This is a genomic window from Pseudomonas thermotolerans DSM 14292, from assembly GCF_000364625.1.
Classification (GTDB): Bacteria; Pseudomonadota; Gammaproteobacteria; order Pseudomonadales; family Pseudomonadaceae; genus Aquipseudomonas; species Aquipseudomonas thermotolerans.
On the sequence record NZ_KB822603.1, the window covers coordinates 58,852 to 74,720 of the forward strand.

Sequence of the window (15,869 nt, forward strand, 5' to 3'; positions counted from 1 at the left end):
CGCTCTCCTCAGCGTTCGGCCAGGGCAGCCAGCACCAGCTGGCTGTTGTGGCGGCCGTAGTCCAGAAGCACCTCGCGGATGACCGCCTCGTCGCGGTCGATCACCGCCTGCAGCAGGCGGGCGAAGCTGTCGAGGAACTGGCTCATCTCGCTTTTGCGCCGTTCCAGGGCCAGGTGATAGGTGCGGCTGATGGCCGGCAGCAGGTTCTCCACCGTCTCCTGCAGGTAGGGGTTGGCGGCGAAGGGGAAGGCCGCGCGCATGATGTCGAAGCTGGACTCGACGAAGGCGTCGATGTCGCCGCGCTGCAGGCTTTCCAGCAGGCGCTGCTGAATGGCGCGGAACGGCTGCAGGTCGCCCTCCTCGCGCCAGGTCCGCGCCACCGCGCTGGCGAGCATGATGTACAGCTCCATGACCAGGCCGTAGAGGCTTTCCACGTGGCTGGCGGACAGCTCCGAGACCTGCGCGCCGCGGCGCGGCAGTATCACCACCAGGTGGCGGCGTTCGAGGATCAGCAGCGCCTCGCGCACCGAGCCACGGCTGACGTTCAGGGCTTGGGTGACCTTCTGCTCCTGGATGCGTTCGCGTTCCTTGAGCTCGCCCCGGATGATGCGTTCGGCGAGGTGGTGGGCAATCTGCTCAGCCAGGCTGTCCGGGGCCTTGAACGTCATGGGTGTCCTTATCGCTGGAGGGCTGATGGAATGGGGCTTGCGGCCGCGAAGTGTAACACAGGGTGTTACCCGGCAACGCCCCGGTCAAGGGGCTCGACTGAACGAAGGTTGGTGCGTACGAAGAAAGGATTGGGCGCAGGATTGTCTGACAATCCTACAACGAGGAGAATCGCGCCATGTTCGCCTTCCTTTCCCCTGCCTGGATGCTGCGCCTGAAGAAGGTCGGCTACTGGATCTGGCTGGTGCCGGTGTTCGGCATTCCGCTGAGCTACTGGTGGTCCTACGGCAGCGACCACCCCAACGCCTGGGCCTGGTTCGTCATCGCCGTGGTGTTCCTGGTCATCCCCGTGCTCGACGCCATCGTCGGCCGCGACCCGGCCAACCCCGACGAGGCCAGTGAAGTGCCAGTACTGGAGCGCGAGGGCTACTACCGCTTCCTCAGCCTGATGACCGTGCCGCTGCTGCTGGGCATGCTGGTCTACGGCGGCTGGGTGATCACCCACTACGAGGCGTGGAACTGGGTGGGCAAGCTGGGCTGGATCCTCTCGGTGGGCACGGTGATGGGCGCCATCGGCATCACCGTGTCCCACGAGCTGATCCACAAGGACTCGCAGCTGGAGCAGCGCGCCGGCGGCCTGCTGCTGGCGGCGGTGTGCTATGCCGGATTCAAGGTGGAGCACGTGCGCGGCCACCACGTGCACGTTTCCACCCCGGAGGACGCCTCCTCCGCGCGCTACGACCAGAGCCTGTACGCCTTCCTGCCCCACGCCTACAAGCACAACTTCCTCAACGCCTGGCGCCTGGAGGCCCAGCGCCTGAAGCGCAAGGGCCTGCCGGCGCTGCACTGGCGCAACGAGCTGATCTGGTGGTACGCCGTCAGCGCCCTCTTCCTGCTCGGTTTCAGCCTGGCCTTCGGCTGGCTCGGCGCGGTGTATTTCCTCGGCCAGGCGGCCATGGCCTTCACCCTGCTGGAGATCGTCAACTACGTCGAGCACTACGGCCTGCACCGCCGGCGCCTGGACGACGGCCGCTACGAGCGCATCACCCACAAGCATTCGTGGAACAGCAACTTCCTGCTGACCAACCTGTTCCTCTTCCACCTGCAGCGCCACTCCGACCACCACGCCTACGCCAAGCGCCGCTACCAGGTGCTGCGCCACTACGACGACAGCCCGCAGCTGCCCAACGGCTACGCCGGAATGATCGTCCTGGCGCTGTTCCCGCCGCTGTGGCGCGCGGTGATGAACCCCCGCGTGCGCGCCTACTACGCCGGCGAGGAATACCAGCTGAGCGATACCCAGCGCGCCTGAGCCCATCGCGTTCCACGCCTTTGCGGCAGCCACGTACCCCCGGCTGCCGTTTTTTTTGCGCCTCCGGGAGCGTAGGGCGCATAACGCCTACGGCGTTATCCGCCGCCTGGCCTTGGTTCCCGGCGGCTCCGGGGCTGACCTGGGCGTTGGCTCTGGCCTCGGTGTATCGGCGGATAACCGCGAACGGTTATTCGCCCTACGTTACTGCGCTGCATCAGCCATGGCATACCCATGTAGGAGCGCGCCCTGCGCGCGAATCGCGGGCAGGGCCCGCTCCTACACCTGCCGGTAAACACAATGCCCCGCTCCTACGAAAAAGCGCTCTGCCGGAAATAGCTGACCGAAAGATCAGAATTTTTGTTGACTTAAAAGTCAGCTTTTCCTAGATTCACCTCCATCGCGCCCCGCCCAACAACAAGAAAGCCTGGAGGCATGCCTTGATCAGGTTCCTGCTCAACCGCGAGCTGCGTGTCGAAGACCGCCTCGACCCGAATCTCACCGTGCTCAACTACCTGCGCCAGCACCTGGGCAAGACCGGCACCAAGGAGGGCTGCGCCTCCGGTGACTGCGGCGCCTGCACCGTGGTGGTGGGCGAACTGGTCGGCGCCGAGGGCGCTGAGCGCATCCGCTACCGCACCCTCAACTCCTGCCTGACCTTCGTTTCCGCCCTGCACGGCAAGCAGTTGATCGTGGTCGACGACCTCAAGCACCGCGGCGAACTGCACGGCGTGCAGCAAGCCATGGTGGATTGCCACGGCTCGCAGTGCGGCTTCTGTACCCCGGGCTTCGTGATGTCCATGTTCGCCCTGCAGAAGAACTGCAACGACTTCGACAAGGCCGAGGCCCTGGAGGCCATGGCTGGCAATCTGTGCCGTTGCACCGGCTACCGGCCGATCCTGGATGCCGCCCGGCAGGCGTGCAGCCGAAAGCAGCCCGACCAGTTTGACGCCGCCGAGGCGGAGACCGTCGCCCAGCTCAAGGCCATCGCCCCGCGCGAGACCGCCGAGCTGAACAGCGGCGACAAGCGCTGCCTGCTGCCGCTCACCGTCGCCGACCTGGCCGATCTCTACCAGGCCAACCCGCAGGCTCGCCTGCTGGCCGGCGGTACCGACCTGGCCCTGGAGGTCACCCAGTTCCATCGCGAGCTGCCGGTGATGATCTACGTCGGCCACGTCGAGGAGATGAAGCGCATTGAGATCCGCGACGACGTCATCGAGATCGGCGCCGCCACTCCGCTGACCGACTGCTACGAGGTGCTGGCCGGCGAATACCCGGACTTCGGCGCCCTGCTGCACCGCTTCGCCTCCCTGCAGATCCGCAACCAGGGCACCCTGGGCGGCAACATCGGCAACGCCTCGCCGATCGGCGACTCGCCGCCCCTGCTGATCGCCCTGGGCGCCAGCCTGGTACTGCGCAAGGGCAGCCGCACGCGCACCCTGCCGCTGGAAGACTTCTTCCTCGACTACCGGATCACCGCCCGCGAGGAAGGCGAGTTCATCGAGCGGATCATCGTCCCGCGCGCCCACTCCAGCCAGGCGTTCCGCGCCTACAAGGTATCCAAGCGCCTGGACGACGACATCTCCGCGGTCTGCGCGGCCTTCAACCTGGACATCGCGGACGGCCGGGTACGCAGCGCACGCATCGCCTTCGGCGGCATGGCGGCAATCCCCAAGCGCGCCGCCGCCTGCGAAGCCGCCCTGCAGGGCGCTGCCTGGACCCAGGCCAGCATCGAACAGGCCTGCGAGGCGCTGGCCGCGGACTTCACCCCGCTCAGCGATTTCCGCGCCAGCAAGGAGTACCGCCAGCTGACCGCCCAGAACCTGTTGCGCAAATTCTTCCTCGAGCTGACCGCTCCCGAAGTCGAAACCCGGGTGACCGCCTATGTCTAACCATCTGCCCATCAAGAGCCAGGAAGAGCTGGCCGCCCTGTTCCGCCAGGACATCGCCACCGGCGTCGGCAAGAGCGTCAGGCACGAGAGCGCCGCCAAGCACGTTAGCGGCGAAGCCGTGTACGTCGACGACCGCCTGGAGTTCCCCAACCAGTTGCACGTCTACGCCCGACTCTCCGACCGGGCCCACGCGCGCATCCTGAGTATCGATACCACGCCCTGCTACCAGTTCCCGGGGGTGGCCATCGCCATCACCGCCAAGGACGTGCCCGGCAAGCTGGACATCGGCGCCGTAGCGGCCGGCGACCCGCTGCTCGCCGACGGCAAGGTGGAGTACGTCGGCCAGGTGGTCCTGGCGGTCGCCGCCGACAGCCTGGAGACCGCGCGCAAGGCCGCCCAGGCGGCGATCATCGAATACGAGGACCTGGAGCCGGTGCTCGACGTGGTGGAGGCCTACCGCCGGCAGCACTACGTGCTGGAACCGCACCAGCACAAGCGTGGCGACTCCGCGGCGGCGCTGGCCAGGGCCAAGCACCGCCTGCAAGGCAGCCTGCACATCGGCGGCCAGGAGCACTTCTACCTGGAGACCCAGATCTCCTCGGTGCTGCCCACCGAGGACGGCGGCATGTACGTCTACACCTCCACCCAGAACCCCACCGAGGTGCAGAAGCTGATCGCCGAGGTACTCGGCGTGCCGATGAACAAGATCGTCATCGACATGCGCCGCATGGGCGGCGGCTTCGGCGGCAAGGAAACCCAGGCCGCCGGCCCGGCCTGCCTGTGCGCGGTGATCGCCCGCCTCACCGGGCGGCCGACCAAGATGCGCCTGCCGCGCATGGAAGACATGACCATGACCGGCAAGCGCCATCCCTTCTACGTGGAGTACGACATCGGCTTCGACGACGACGGCCTGCTGCACGGCATCGAGCTGCAGCTGGCTGGCAACTGCGGCTACTCGCCGGATCTCTCCGGGTCCATCGTCGACCGCGCCATGTTCCATGCGGACAACGCCTACTTCCTCGAAAATGCCACCATCACCGGCCTGCGCTGCAAGACCAACACCGCCTCGAACACCGCCTACCGCGGCTTCGGCGGCCCGCAGGGGATGGTCGCCATCGAGGAGATCATGGAAGTGATCGCCCGCCACCTCGGCAAGGATCCGCTGGAGGTGCGCAAGCTGAACTACTACGGCAAGGACGAGCGCAACGTCACCCACTACTACCAGACCGTCGAGCACAACATGCTCGCCGAGATGACCGCCGAGCTGGAGGCAAGCGCCGAGTACGCCCGCCGCCGCGAGGAGATCCGCGCCTTCAACGCCACCAGTCCGGTGCTCAGGAAGGGCCTGGCACTGACCCCGGTGAAGTTCGGCATCAGCTTCACCGCTACCTTCCTCAACCAGGCCGGGGCGCTGATCCACGTCTACACCGACGGCTCCATCCACCTGAACCACGGCGGCACCGAGATGGGCCAGGGCCTCAACACGAAGGTCGCCCAGGTGGTGGCCCAAGTGTTCAGCGTGGACATCTCGCGCATCCAGATCACCGCCACCAACACCGACAAGGTGCCCAACACCTCTCCGACCGCCGCCTCCTCCGGCGCCGACCTCAACGGCATGGCGGCGAAGAACGCCGCGGAGACCATCAAGAAGCGCCTGGTGGACTTCCTGGTCGGCCACTTCCGGGTCACCGAGGAGGACGTGGAGTTCCGCAACGGCCAGGTGCGGGTGCGCGAGCAGTACCTGTCCTTCGAGGAGGTCATCCAGCTGGCCTACTTCAACCAGATCTCGCTGTCCGCCACCGGCTTCTACCGCACGCCGAAGATCTACTATGACCGCGACAAGGCCCGCGGCCGGCCGTTCTACTACTACGCCTACGGCGTGGCCTGCGTGGAGACCATCGTCGACACCCTGACCGGCGAGTACCGCATGCTGCGTGCCGACATCCTCCACGACGTGGGGGCCTCGCTGAACCCGGCGATCGACATCGGCCAGGTGGAAGGCGCCTTCGTGCAGGGCATGGGCTGGCTGACCACCGAGGAGCTGGTCTGGAACGACAAGGGCAAGCTGCTCACCAACGGCCCGGCCAGCTACAAGATTCCGGCCATCGCCGACATGCCCATCGACCTGCGCGTGCGCCTGGTGGAGAACCGCAAGAACCCCGAGCAGACGGTGTTCCACTCCAAGGCCGTGGGCGAGCCGCCATTCATGCTCGGCATCGCCGCCTGGTGCGCCCTCAAGGACGCCGTGGCCAGCCTCGGCGACTACCGGTTGCACCCGCGCCTCGACGCCCCGGCCACCCCGGAACGCGTGCTGATGGCCATCCAGCAGATCCGCGCCGCCACCCGCCAGGTAGCAGTCCCGGCGCTGGACGAGGTGAACGCATGACGCAGCGGCACTTCCTTCCCCTGATCGAGGCCCGTCGACCATGAACGACTGGATCAGCGCCCTCGCCGAGCTGCAGCGCCGCGGCGAACCCTGCGTGCTGGTGACCATCATCGAGGAGCGCGGCTCCACGCCGCGCAACGCCGGCTCCAAGATGGTGGTCAGCGCCGAGCGCTGCTACGAGACCATCGGCGGCGGCCATCTGGAGTACAAGGCCATCGCCATCGCCCGCGAGATGCTCGCCAGCCGCAGCCAGGGCACCCGCCTAGAGCGCTTCAGCTTGGGCGCCAGCCTCGGCCAGTGCTGCGGCGGCGCCACCGTGCTGCTGTTCGAGCCGATGGGCCAGCCGCAGGCGCAGATCGCCGTGTTCGGCGCCGGCCACGTCGGCCGCGCCCTGGTGCCGCTGCTCGCCAGCCTGCCCTGCCGGGTGCGCTGGATCGATTCGCGGGAGACGGAATTCCCCGAGGTGCTGCCGCCCGGCGTAGAGAAGGTGGTCAGCGAGGAAGTGGTCGACGAGGTGGCCGAGATGCCCGCCGGCAGCTACTTCATCGTCATGACCCACAACCACCAGCTGGATCTGGAGCTCACCGCGGCCATCCTCAAACGCAACGACTTCGCCTACTACGGACTGATCGGCTCGCGCACCAAGCGCGTCAAGTTCGAGCACCGCCTGCGCGAGCGCGGCTTCGCCGCGGACGTGGTGCAGCGCATGCGCTGCCCCATGGGTCTGCCCGAAGTGAAGGGCAAGCTGCCCATGGAAATCGCCATCTCCATTGCCGGCGAGGTGATCGCCACCTATAACGCCACCTTCGGCCAGAAGGAGGCCAAGCAGGGAGAATCCAGCGTCGCCCGGCTGCTGCCGGATTCGCGCCGGGCCCGCTCCTAGCCCGGCGCGCTGCCCCCAAACAGCTCCCAGCCATGGGAGAGGCGGTTGGGGGGCGGGGTTCGACCGCCCACTCGCCCCTCAGCCTCCCATGGCCGGGACGAACGCCTACGAGAACGAGACAGACATGACCAGTTCCCTGAAAGCCTACCGCGCCGCCATCCTGCACAGCCTCGCCGACCCGGCCGAAGTCGGCATCGAGCGTTCCTACGAGTACTTCGAGGACGGCGTGCTGCTGGTCGAGGACGGCCGCATCGTCGAGGCCGGCCCGGCGGAACGCCTGCTGCCGAAGCTGAACGGCGTGGCGGTGCACGAATACCGCAACGCACTGATCACCCCCGGCTTCGTCGACACCCACATCCACTACCCGCAGACCGGCATGATCGCCTCCTACGGCGAGCAGTTGCTGGACTGGCTGAACACCTACACCTTCCCCACCGAGCGGCAGTTCGCCGACCCGGCCAAGGCCGCCGAGGTGGCGGAGATCTTCCTCAAGGAGCTGCTGCGCAACGGCACCACCACCGCCCTGGTGTTCGGCACCGTGCACAAGGAGTCGGTGGACGCCTTCTTCGCCGCCGCCGAGAAGCTCGACCTGCGGATGATCGCCGGCAAGGTGCTGATGGACCGCAACGCCCCGGACTACCTGACCGACACCCCGGAGTCCGGCTATGCGGACAGCAAGGAGCTGATCGAGCGCTGGCACGGCAAGGGCCGCCTGCACTACGCGGTGACTCCGCGCTTCGCGCCGACCAGCAGCCCCGAGCAGCTGGAACTCGCCGGTCGGCTGTTCGCTGAGTACCCGGGCCTGTACATGCACACCCACCTATCCGAGAACCGCAAGGAGATCGACTGGGTGAAAGAGCTGTTCCCCGAACGCCAGGGCTACCTGGACGTCTACGACCACTACCGGCTGATCGGCCCGCGCGCGGTGTTCGCCCACGGCGTGCATCTGTGCGACGCGGAGTGCCGGCGCCTGGCGGAGACCGGCTCGGCGGTGGCCTTCTGCCCCACCTCCAACCTGTTCCTCGGCAGCGGCCTGTTCGACCTGGAGAAGCTGGAAGGCCACGGCGTGCGCGTGGGACTCGGCACCGACGTGGGCGCCGGCACCAGCTTCAGCCAGCTGCAGTCGCTCAACGAGGCCTACAAGGTGCTGCAGCTGCAGGGCAAGAAGCTGGATCCCTTCAAGTCCCTGTACCTGGCCACCCTGGGCGGCGCCCGGGCGCTGTACCTGGACGAGCGCATCGGCAACTTCGCCGCCGGCAAGGACGCCGACTTCGTGGTCCTCGACTACCAGGCCACTCCGCTGCTCGCCTACCGCATGCAGCAGGCGCGTAGCCTGGCCGAGCGGCTGTTCGCCCTGACCATCCTCGGCGACGACCGCGCGGTGCTGGAAACCTTCGCCGCCGGGCAGAGCGTCCACCGCCGCGCCTGAGCCATCCGTCGCGCGCCGGGTGCAGCGGCCACTGCCCCTGGCGCGCCCGGCGATGGATAATGCCGCTTCCCCCGACCACGGAGCGCACCGCCATGTCCGCCGATCCCCGGCTCGCCATCCTCGAACACCCCAAGGCCCTGAACTGCACCGTCTACCGTCCCGACGAGGAGGATCCGGACGCCGAGGAGCTGGACCTCGGCGACGGCAAGCTGGTGTTCGGCGGCCCCTTCGAACCGCCCGCCGACTGGGACGCCCAGGAGCGCGAGGAATACTTCGACGACACCGACCCGGCGCTGTTCGTCACCGCGCGCATCGAGTGCGACCTGGCACCCGGCAGCCAGGGCCATTTCGAGGTGGAGCCCGGCGACTTCGTGGCGGTGCTCACCGGCCGCGGCAAGGTGCAGATGTACTTCGTCTACGACTACACCGATGACGACAGCGGCCGCGAATACGTGCTGATCCGCGACGACGAGGAGTAAGGCGCGCCCACGAAAAAGCCCCGCAGGCGCATGCCGGCGGGGCTTTCCTGCATCTGGCCTTGCCGATCAGCGGCTGGCGTTGGCCCGGGCGTTCTTCTTGCGGCTCTGCAACAGGTGCGAGAACACCGCGTGCAGATCGTCCGAGGCGCTTTCTTCGTCAAGGTTCAGCTTGCTGTCGATGTGGTCCATGTGGTGCATCATCAGCTGCACCGCCTTCTCTGTATCCCGCGCCTCGATGGCATCCAGCAGCTGGTTGTGCTCGTCATAGGAGCAGTGCGAACGGCTACCGCTCTCGTACTGGGCGATGATCAGCGAGGTCTGCGACACCAGGCTGCGCTGGAAGCTGACCAGCGGGGCGTTGCGTGCCGCCTCGGCGAGCTTCAGGTGGAACTCGCCGGAGAGGCGGATGCCGGTGCCGCGGTCGCCGCGCGAGAAGCTGTCCTGCTCGTCGCGGACCATCTGGCGCAGCTCGGCGAGCTGCTCGGCCGTGGCGTGCTGCACCGCCAGCTCGGTGATGGCGCGCTCCACCAGGCGGCGCGCGTAGAAGATCTGCCGGGCTTCCTCGACGCTCGGGCTGGCGACCGCCGCGCCGCGGTTCGGGCGTAGCACCACCACGCCCTCGTGGGCCAGGCGCGACAGGGCGCGGCGGATGATGGTGCGACTGACGCCGAAGATCTCGCCCAGCGCTTCTTCGCTGAGCTTGGTACCGGGGGCCAGCCGCTGCTCGAGGATCACATCGAAGATATGGGCGTAGACGACGTCATCCTGCGTCCCGCTGCGGCTGGCCTTGCCTGCGCGCGGCTGCTTCTTGAGAGGCTGCAATTCTTCGTTGTTCATCGTGGCTCGCATCGATATGGGAGAGCGGACAAGCGAGACTGTACTGCCCTCCTCCCAGCGTTTGGCAAGCATGTGCGGCGGACAGTAACGAATCGGAAGTGGGCCCATTGTACACAATTCGATCAACCCGCACAGGCGTCCTCGCCGTCCCGGACACCTCGTGGCGTTTTTTCGCCGCTTCGCCGCGGCCGCCCATCGCCCTGCACCCCCTGGCGGATGTCGCCCCGGGCCCTGCGGTTCGTCCGGATCCGGGCCTGCTCAGTTTTTTTCATTACTAGCCCGGCTCCTGATAGAGCATTTCTGACTTTTGGGACAGTTTTCCGTCCCCGACGTCATCGGCCACGAATCGTCGCTCGGCTCCGGGAAGTTTTCCTAAGTGGTTGTCCATAAAGGAATTTTCCGGATCGACCAGGAACGGCATTGTCGCACCGAGTCGCTCGAGTGAGATGGCGGATGCCGGCAGGGTTCGATGGATGCAACAATCAAAACAATATTTGCTTTTTTTGTACACAAAAGCATAATCCGCCCGTACGCTTCCTGACCCTGAAGTCAACTAATGGAAGCCGCACCTCAGCCTTTACCTGCCTCGCGTTCCAGGCCACGGCCTGCGGATATGGGCGCTCATAATAACAAGCACTTGAGGAGAGCTCGCTGTGGAAAGCACCAAACAAGAACAACGGGGCATCCCGCTCGCCCGCCCCACCGGCAAGGGTCTGTTGGAACGCCTGTTCAAGCTGAGCCTGCATGGAACCACGGTGAAGACCGAGCTGGCCGCCGGCTTGACCACCTTCATCACCATGGCCTACATCGTCTTCGTCAACCCCAACATCATGGCCGATGCCGGCGTCGACCACGGCGCAGCCTTCGTCGCTACCTGTCTGGCGGCGGCCCTCGGCTGCCTGCTGATGGGCCTGTACGCCAACTGGCCGGTAGGCCTGGCGCCGGGCATGGGCCTCAACGCCTTCTTCACCTACACCGTGGTGCAGACCATGGGCCACAGCTGGCAGGTGGCCCTCGGCGCGGTGTTCCTCTCCGGCGTGCTGTTCATGATCCTGACCTTCTCGCGGATCCGCGAATGGCTGCTGAACAGCATCCCCAGCAGCCTGCGCTTCGCCATGGGTGCCGGAGTCGGGCTATTCCTCGGGCTGATCGGCCTGAAGACCGCCGGCATCGTGGTCGCCCATCCGGCCACCCTGCTGCATCTCGGCGATCTCACCAGCCCCGGCCCGCTGCTCGCCGCCATCTGCTTTCTGATGATCGCCGTGCTGGAATACCGCCGGGTGTTCGGTGCCATCCTGATCAGCATCCTCGGCGTCACCCTGGCTGGCCTGGCCCTGGGCCTGGTGGAGTTCGGCGGGGTGTTCTCCGTGCCGCCGAGCCTGACGCCCACCCTGATGGCCATGGACGTGCGCGGCGCCCTCGACGTGACCATGATCAGCGTGATCTTCGCCTTCCTGTTCGTGCACATGTTCGACACCGCCGGCACCCTGATGGGCGTGGCGCAGCGTGCCCAACTGGTCAAGGAGGACGGCCGCATCGAGAACCTCTCCAAGGCCATGAAGGCCGATAGCGCCTCCAGCGTGGTCGGCGCCGCGCTCGGCGTGCCGCCGGTAACCAGCTACGTGGAGAGCGCCGCGGGCGTCGCCGCCGGCGGGCGTACCGGCCTGACCGCGGTGGTGGTCGGCCTGCTGTTCGTCGCCGCGATGTTCTTCGCCCCGCTGGCCGGGATGATCCCCGCCTACGCCACCGCCGGCGCGCTGATCTACGTGGCGATGCTGATGATGGGCGGCATGGCGCACATCGAGTGGAAGGAACACACCGAGAGCATCCCGGCGATCGTCACCGCAATCATGATGCCGCTGACCTTTTCGGTGGCCGACGGCATCGCCCTGGGCTTCATCACCTACGTGGTCATGAAGCTGTTCACCGGCAAGCACAGGGATATCTCCCTGAGCCTGTATTCACTTGCAGCAATTTTTGTAGCCAAGTTCGTCTTCCTGTAAGCTCCGGGCAGATGCTGACGGGCCCGGCCGCACCAGCGACCGGGCCTTTCTCATGGCTGCCACGAACGAGCCAGACTCGTTCCTAACCCTTCGTCGAGGTGCGCATGGCTCTGGAAACCTGGTTGCTCTACTGCGGCGCCGCGCTGATCGTCATCCTGATCCCTGGCCCGCTGTCCCTGCTGATGATCGGCAACACCCTGAACTACGGCCTGCGCCGCTCGCTGCCGGGCTTCCTTGGTGGGGTGTCCGCTTCCATCTGCCTGCTCAGCGCCTCGGCGCTCGGCCTCGGCGCCCTGCTGCTGGCCTCGGAGCGGCTGTTCAGCGTGCTGAAGATCCTTGGTGCCCTCTACCTGTTCTACCTGGCCTGGCAGAGCTGGCGCGAATCGCGCCGCGCGGCCCGCCCCGTGGCCGCCGAGGAGCAGCCGGTCAACCCGGGCTTCCGTGTCCTGTTCTGGAAGGCCTTCGGCCTCGGCGCCAGCAATCCCAAGGACATCCTGTTCTTCGCCGCCTTCCTGCCACAGTTCCTCAGCGCCGAGCGCTCGCTGGCCGGCCAGCTGCTGATCCTCATCGCCACCTGGGTGGTGCTGGATCTGGCCTGCAAGCTGTTCTACGGCCTCAGTGCCCGGGGCGCCGCGAGCTTCCTGCGGGCCGGACGCGGCCAGGTGTGGTTCAACCGCATCAGCGCCGGGCTGTTCGGCGGCGCCGGAGCAGCCGCCCTGCTCAGTCGCTGATCCGCCGCTTCCCCCCCTCGAATCCGGCGGTCTACCCCGCCGGACCGCCCTCGAAGCCCCCCTGCAGCCCGCGCCGCTGCTGGCCTTGCCCCCCTGCCCCGTCCGGACTCGCCACGAACCCTGCCATCCGCACAACGGAATGCCGGCGACTGCCTAGACTTGTTGTTGACGAACGAACGTGCGCATCCCGCGTAGGACTTCGCAGAACAATGGATAACAAGAGGAAGTATCGATGTTGAAACCCGCTTTCAAGGCGCTTGCCTGCGCGCTCAGCCTGAGCGCGGCCACCCTCGTCCAGGCAGCCGACCCCATCGTCATCAAGTTCTCCCACGTCGTGGCCGAGCAAACGCCCAAGGGCCAGGGTGCGCTGCTGTTCAAGAAGCTTGCCGAGGAGCGCCTGCCCGGGCGGGTGAAGGTGGAGGTCTACCCGAACTCCTCACTGTTCGGCGACGGCAAGGAGATGGAGGCCTTGCTGCTCGGCGACGTGCAACTGATCGCCCCCTCGCTGGCCAAGTTCGAGCAGTACACCAAGCAGGTGCAGATCTTCGACCTACCCTTCCTGTTCGACGACATGGCCGCCGTGGACCGCTTCCAGCGCAGCCCGGAAGGCCAGGCGCTGCTCAAGTCCATGGAGGACAAGGGCATCACCGGAGTGGCCTACTGGCACAACGGCCTCAAGCAGCTGTCCGCCAACAAGCCGCTGCGCGAGCCCAAGGATGCCCGCGGCCTGAAGTTCCGCGTGCAGGCCTCGGCGGTGCTCGAGGAACAGTTCAAGGCGGTGCGCGCCAACCCGCGCAAGATGAGCTTCGCCGAGGTCTACCAGGGCCTGCAGACCGGCGTGGTCAACGGCGCTGAGAATCCCTACTCGAACATCTACAGCCAGAAGATGCACGAAGTGCAGAAGTACATCACCGAGTCCAACCACGGCCTGCTGGACTACATGCTGATCACCAACACCAAGTTCTGGAACGGTCTGCCGGATGACGTGCGCAGCGAGCTGAGCAAGATCGTCGAGGAGGTCACCGCCGAGGTGAACAAGCAGGCCGACGACCTCAACCAGGGCGACAAGCAGCGCATCCTCGCCGCCGGCACCACCGAGATCATCACCCTCACTCCGGAACAGCGTGCGGCCTGGCGCGAGGCCATGCGTCCGGTATGGAAGAAGTTCGAGGGCGAGATCGGCGCCGACCTGATCAAAGCCGCCGAGGCCGCCAACCAGGCCATGTGACGCCGGAGCCGCCGCCCGCGCGGCGGCGGCCCACTGCCCGATCCGCCATCAGGAGATGCCTGCCATGAACGCCCTGCGGCACGTCTGGGACCACTTCGAGGAAGCCTTCATCGCCTTTCTCCTGGGGGCCATGACGCTGGTGACCTTCGTCTACGTGATCCTCAACAACCTCTACACCCTGTTCTACGACCTGGCCGATCGCTTCGAGGGTGCCAGCGAGTTCTTCTTCGGCATCGGCGACGCCATCCTGGAGATGGCCCAGGCGATGACCTGGAGCAACGCGCTGACCAAGGCGCTGTTCGCCTGGCTGATCTTCTTCGGCCTGGCCTACGGCGTGCGCACCGCCGGGCACATCGGCGTCGACGCCCTGGTCAAGCTGGCCCCGCGCCACGTGCAGCGGGTCATCGGGGTGCTCGCCTGCCTGTGCTGCCTGGGCTATGCCGGGCTGCTCAGCGTGGCCAGCTTCGAGTGGGTGCAGACCCTGTTCACCGCCGCCATCGGCGCCGAGGACCTGGGCCACTACGGCATCATGCAGTGGCACATCGGCCTGATCGTTCCGCTGGGCTTCGCCCTGGTGTTCGTGCGCTTCCTCGAGGTGCTGGTACGCATCCTGCGCAACCAGCAGACCGGCCTGGGCCTGGCCGACGAGGCCGCCGAGGCAATCAAACTCACCGAGCATGAGGAGCCGAAGCAATGACGGTGCTGTTCCTCTTCCTGCTGCTGTTCCTGCTGATGTTCATCGGCGTGCCGATCGCCGTTTCCCTCGGCCTCGCCGGCTCGCTGACCATCATCCTGTTCAGCCCGGATTCCGTACGCTCGCTGGCGATCAAGCTGTTCGAGACCAGCGAACACTACACCCTGCTGGCCATCCCGTTCTTCCTGCTGGCCGGTGCCTTCATGACCACCGGCGGCGTGGCGCGCCGGCTGATCGACTTCGCCAACGCCTGCGTCGGCCATATCCGGGGCGGCCTGGCGATCGCCGCGGTGCTGGCCTGCATGCTGTTCGCCGCGCTGTCCGGCTCGTCGCCGGCCACGGTGGCGGCGGTGGGCTCCATCGCCATCGCCGGCATGGTCCGCTCCGGCTATCCGCAGGAGTTCGGCGCCGGCATCGTGTGCAACGCCGGCACCCTGGGCATCCTGATTCCGCCGTCGATCGTCATGGTGGTCTACGCCGCCGCCACCGAGACCTCGGTGGGCAAGCTGTTCATGGCCGGCGTGGTGCCGGGCATCATGCTCGGCGTGGTGCTGATGATCGCCATCTACGTGGTGGCGGTTAAGAAGAACCTGCCGGCCCTGCCGCGCGCCACCCTGCGCGAATGGCTCGGCGCCGCGCGCAAGGCGATCTGGGGCCTGCTGCTGATGGTGATCATCCTCGGCGGCATCTACTCCGGCATGTTCACGCCCACCGAGGCGGCGGCCGTGGCGGCGGTCTACTCGGCCTTCATCGCCCTGTTCGTGTACAAGGACATGCGCGTCAGCGAAGTGCCGAAGGTGCTGCTGGAGTCGGCCAAGCTGTCCATCATGCTGATGTTCATCATCGCCAACGCCATGCTCTTCGCCCATGTGCTGACCACCGAGCAGCTGCCGCAGCAGATCACCGCCTGGGTGCTGGAAGCCGGCCTGACGCCCATCGCCTTCCTGCTGGTAGTGAACCTGGTACTGCTGATCGCCGGCGCCTTCATGGAGCCCTCGGCGATCATCCTGATCCTCGCTCCCATACTCTTCCCCATTGCCGTCAGACTGGGCATCGACCCCATCCACCTGGGAATCATCATGGTGGTCAACCTGGAGATCGGACTGGTGACCCCGCCGGTGGGCCTCAACCTGTTCGTCACCTCGGCGGTCACCGGCCTGCCGGTGACCGGCACCATCCGCGCCGCCATGCCCTGGCTGATGCTGCTGCTGGCCTTCCTGCTCCTGGTCACCTACGTGCCCTGGATCTCCCTGGCCCTACCCGAGTGGCTGGGCATGAGCTGAGCCGCCGTGCCGGGGCCCGACCGCAGGCCCCGGCTTTTTTTCCATCGGC

General features: G+C 66.6%; 13 protein-coding genes. 11 read left to right on the plus strand and 2 right to left on the minus strand.

The window, feature by feature from the left end; genetic code table 11:
* Window positions 1–8: 8 nt before the first annotated feature.
* Window positions 9–668: a GntR family transcriptional regulator gene (locus H165_RS0105405; RefSeq protein WP_017937888.1), complete on the minus strand. Its 660-nt coding sequence runs from the start codon at window positions 666–668 to the stop codon at window positions 9–11.
* A gap of 176 nt (window positions 669–844) precedes the next feature.
* On the opposite strand from H165_RS0105405, the gene H165_RS0105410 reads away from it, so the two are divergent.
* The 6 genes from H165_RS0105410 to H165_RS0105435 all read left to right on the plus strand — a co-directional run bounded on the left by H165_RS0105410 (window position 845) and on the right by H165_RS0105435 (window position 9,044).
* Entirely contained in the window at window positions 845–1,978 is a 1,134-nt protein-coding gene (locus tag H165_RS0105410) for an alkane 1-monooxygenase (RefSeq protein ID WP_017937889.1), read from the plus strand.
* A gap of 437 nt (window positions 1,979–2,415) precedes the next feature.
* Complete coding sequence (gene xdhA / locus H165_RS0105415) at window positions 2,416–3,867, plus strand: xanthine dehydrogenase small subunit (RefSeq protein WP_017937890.1); 1,452 nt, start codon at window positions 2,416–2,418, stop codon at window positions 3,865–3,867.
* The gene (gene xdhB, locus H165_RS0105420) at window positions 3,860–6,253 is read left to right on the plus strand and encodes a xanthine dehydrogenase molybdopterin binding subunit (RefSeq protein WP_017937891.1); all 2,394 of its coding nucleotides are present in this window, start codon (window positions 3,860–3,862) and stop codon (window positions 6,251–6,253) included. Before xdhA ends, xdhB begins: the two co-directional genes overlap by 8 nt.
* A 40-nt stretch (window positions 6,254–6,293) precedes the next feature.
* Window positions 6,294–7,136, plus strand: a complete 843-nt coding sequence (gene xdhC, locus H165_RS0105425) for a xanthine dehydrogenase accessory protein XdhC (RefSeq protein ID WP_017937892.1) — start codon at window positions 6,294–6,296, stop codon at window positions 7,134–7,136.
* A gap of 124 nt (window positions 7,137–7,260) precedes the next feature.
* Window positions 7,261–8,565, plus strand: a complete 1,305-nt coding sequence (guaD, locus tag H165_RS0105430) for a guanine deaminase (RefSeq protein WP_017937893.1) — start codon at window positions 7,261–7,263, stop codon at window positions 8,563–8,565.
* Window positions 8,566–8,657: 92 nt separating this feature from the next.
* Window positions 8,658–9,044: a hypothetical protein gene (locus tag H165_RS0105435; protein ID WP_017937894.1), complete on the plus strand. Its 387-nt coding sequence runs from the start codon at window positions 8,658–8,660 to the stop codon at window positions 9,042–9,044.
* Window positions 9,045–9,110: 66 nt separating this feature from the next.
* Here H165_RS0105435 and H165_RS0105440 read toward each other — a convergent pair whose 3' ends face one another.
* Window positions 9,111–9,881, minus strand: coding sequence for a GntR family transcriptional regulator (locus tag H165_RS0105440; protein WP_017937895.1), 771 nt, complete (start codon window positions 9,879–9,881; stop codon window positions 9,111–9,113).
* Between the two features lie 653 nt (window positions 9,882–10,534).
* On the opposite strand from H165_RS0105440, the gene H165_RS0105445 reads away from it, so the two are divergent.
* The 5 genes from H165_RS0105445 (at window position 10,535) to dctM (ending at window position 15,820) form a co-directional block, all read left to right on the plus strand.
* On the plus strand, window positions 10,535–11,884 hold the full coding sequence (locus H165_RS0105445) for an NCS2 family permease (protein WP_017937896.1): 1,350 nt from the start codon (window positions 10,535–10,537) through the stop codon (window positions 11,882–11,884).
* A gap of 104 nt (window positions 11,885–11,988) precedes the next feature.
* A complete protein-coding gene (locus tag H165_RS0105450) occupies window positions 11,989–12,615 on the plus strand; it encodes a LysE family translocator (RefSeq protein WP_017937897.1) in 627 nt (208 codons plus the stop codon).
* 232 nt (window positions 12,616–12,847) lie between these two features.
* The gene (gene dctP / locus H165_RS0105455) at window positions 12,848–13,843 is read left to right on the plus strand and encodes a C4-dicarboxylate TRAP substrate-binding protein DctP (protein WP_017937898.1); all 996 of its coding nucleotides are present in this window, start codon (window positions 12,848–12,850) and stop codon (window positions 13,841–13,843) included.
* Between the two features lie 64 nt (window positions 13,844–13,907).
* Complete coding sequence (locus tag H165_RS0105460; RefSeq protein WP_017937899.1) at window positions 13,908–14,540, plus strand: TRAP transporter small permease; 633 nt, start codon at window positions 13,908–13,910, stop codon at window positions 14,538–14,540.
* Complete coding sequence (dctM, locus tag H165_RS0105465) at window positions 14,537–15,820, plus strand: C4-dicarboxylate TRAP transporter large permease protein DctM (protein ID WP_017937900.1); 1,284 nt, start codon at window positions 14,537–14,539, stop codon at window positions 15,818–15,820. Before H165_RS0105460 ends, dctM begins: the two co-directional genes overlap by 4 nt.
* Window positions 15,821–15,869: the final 49 nt, after the last annotated feature.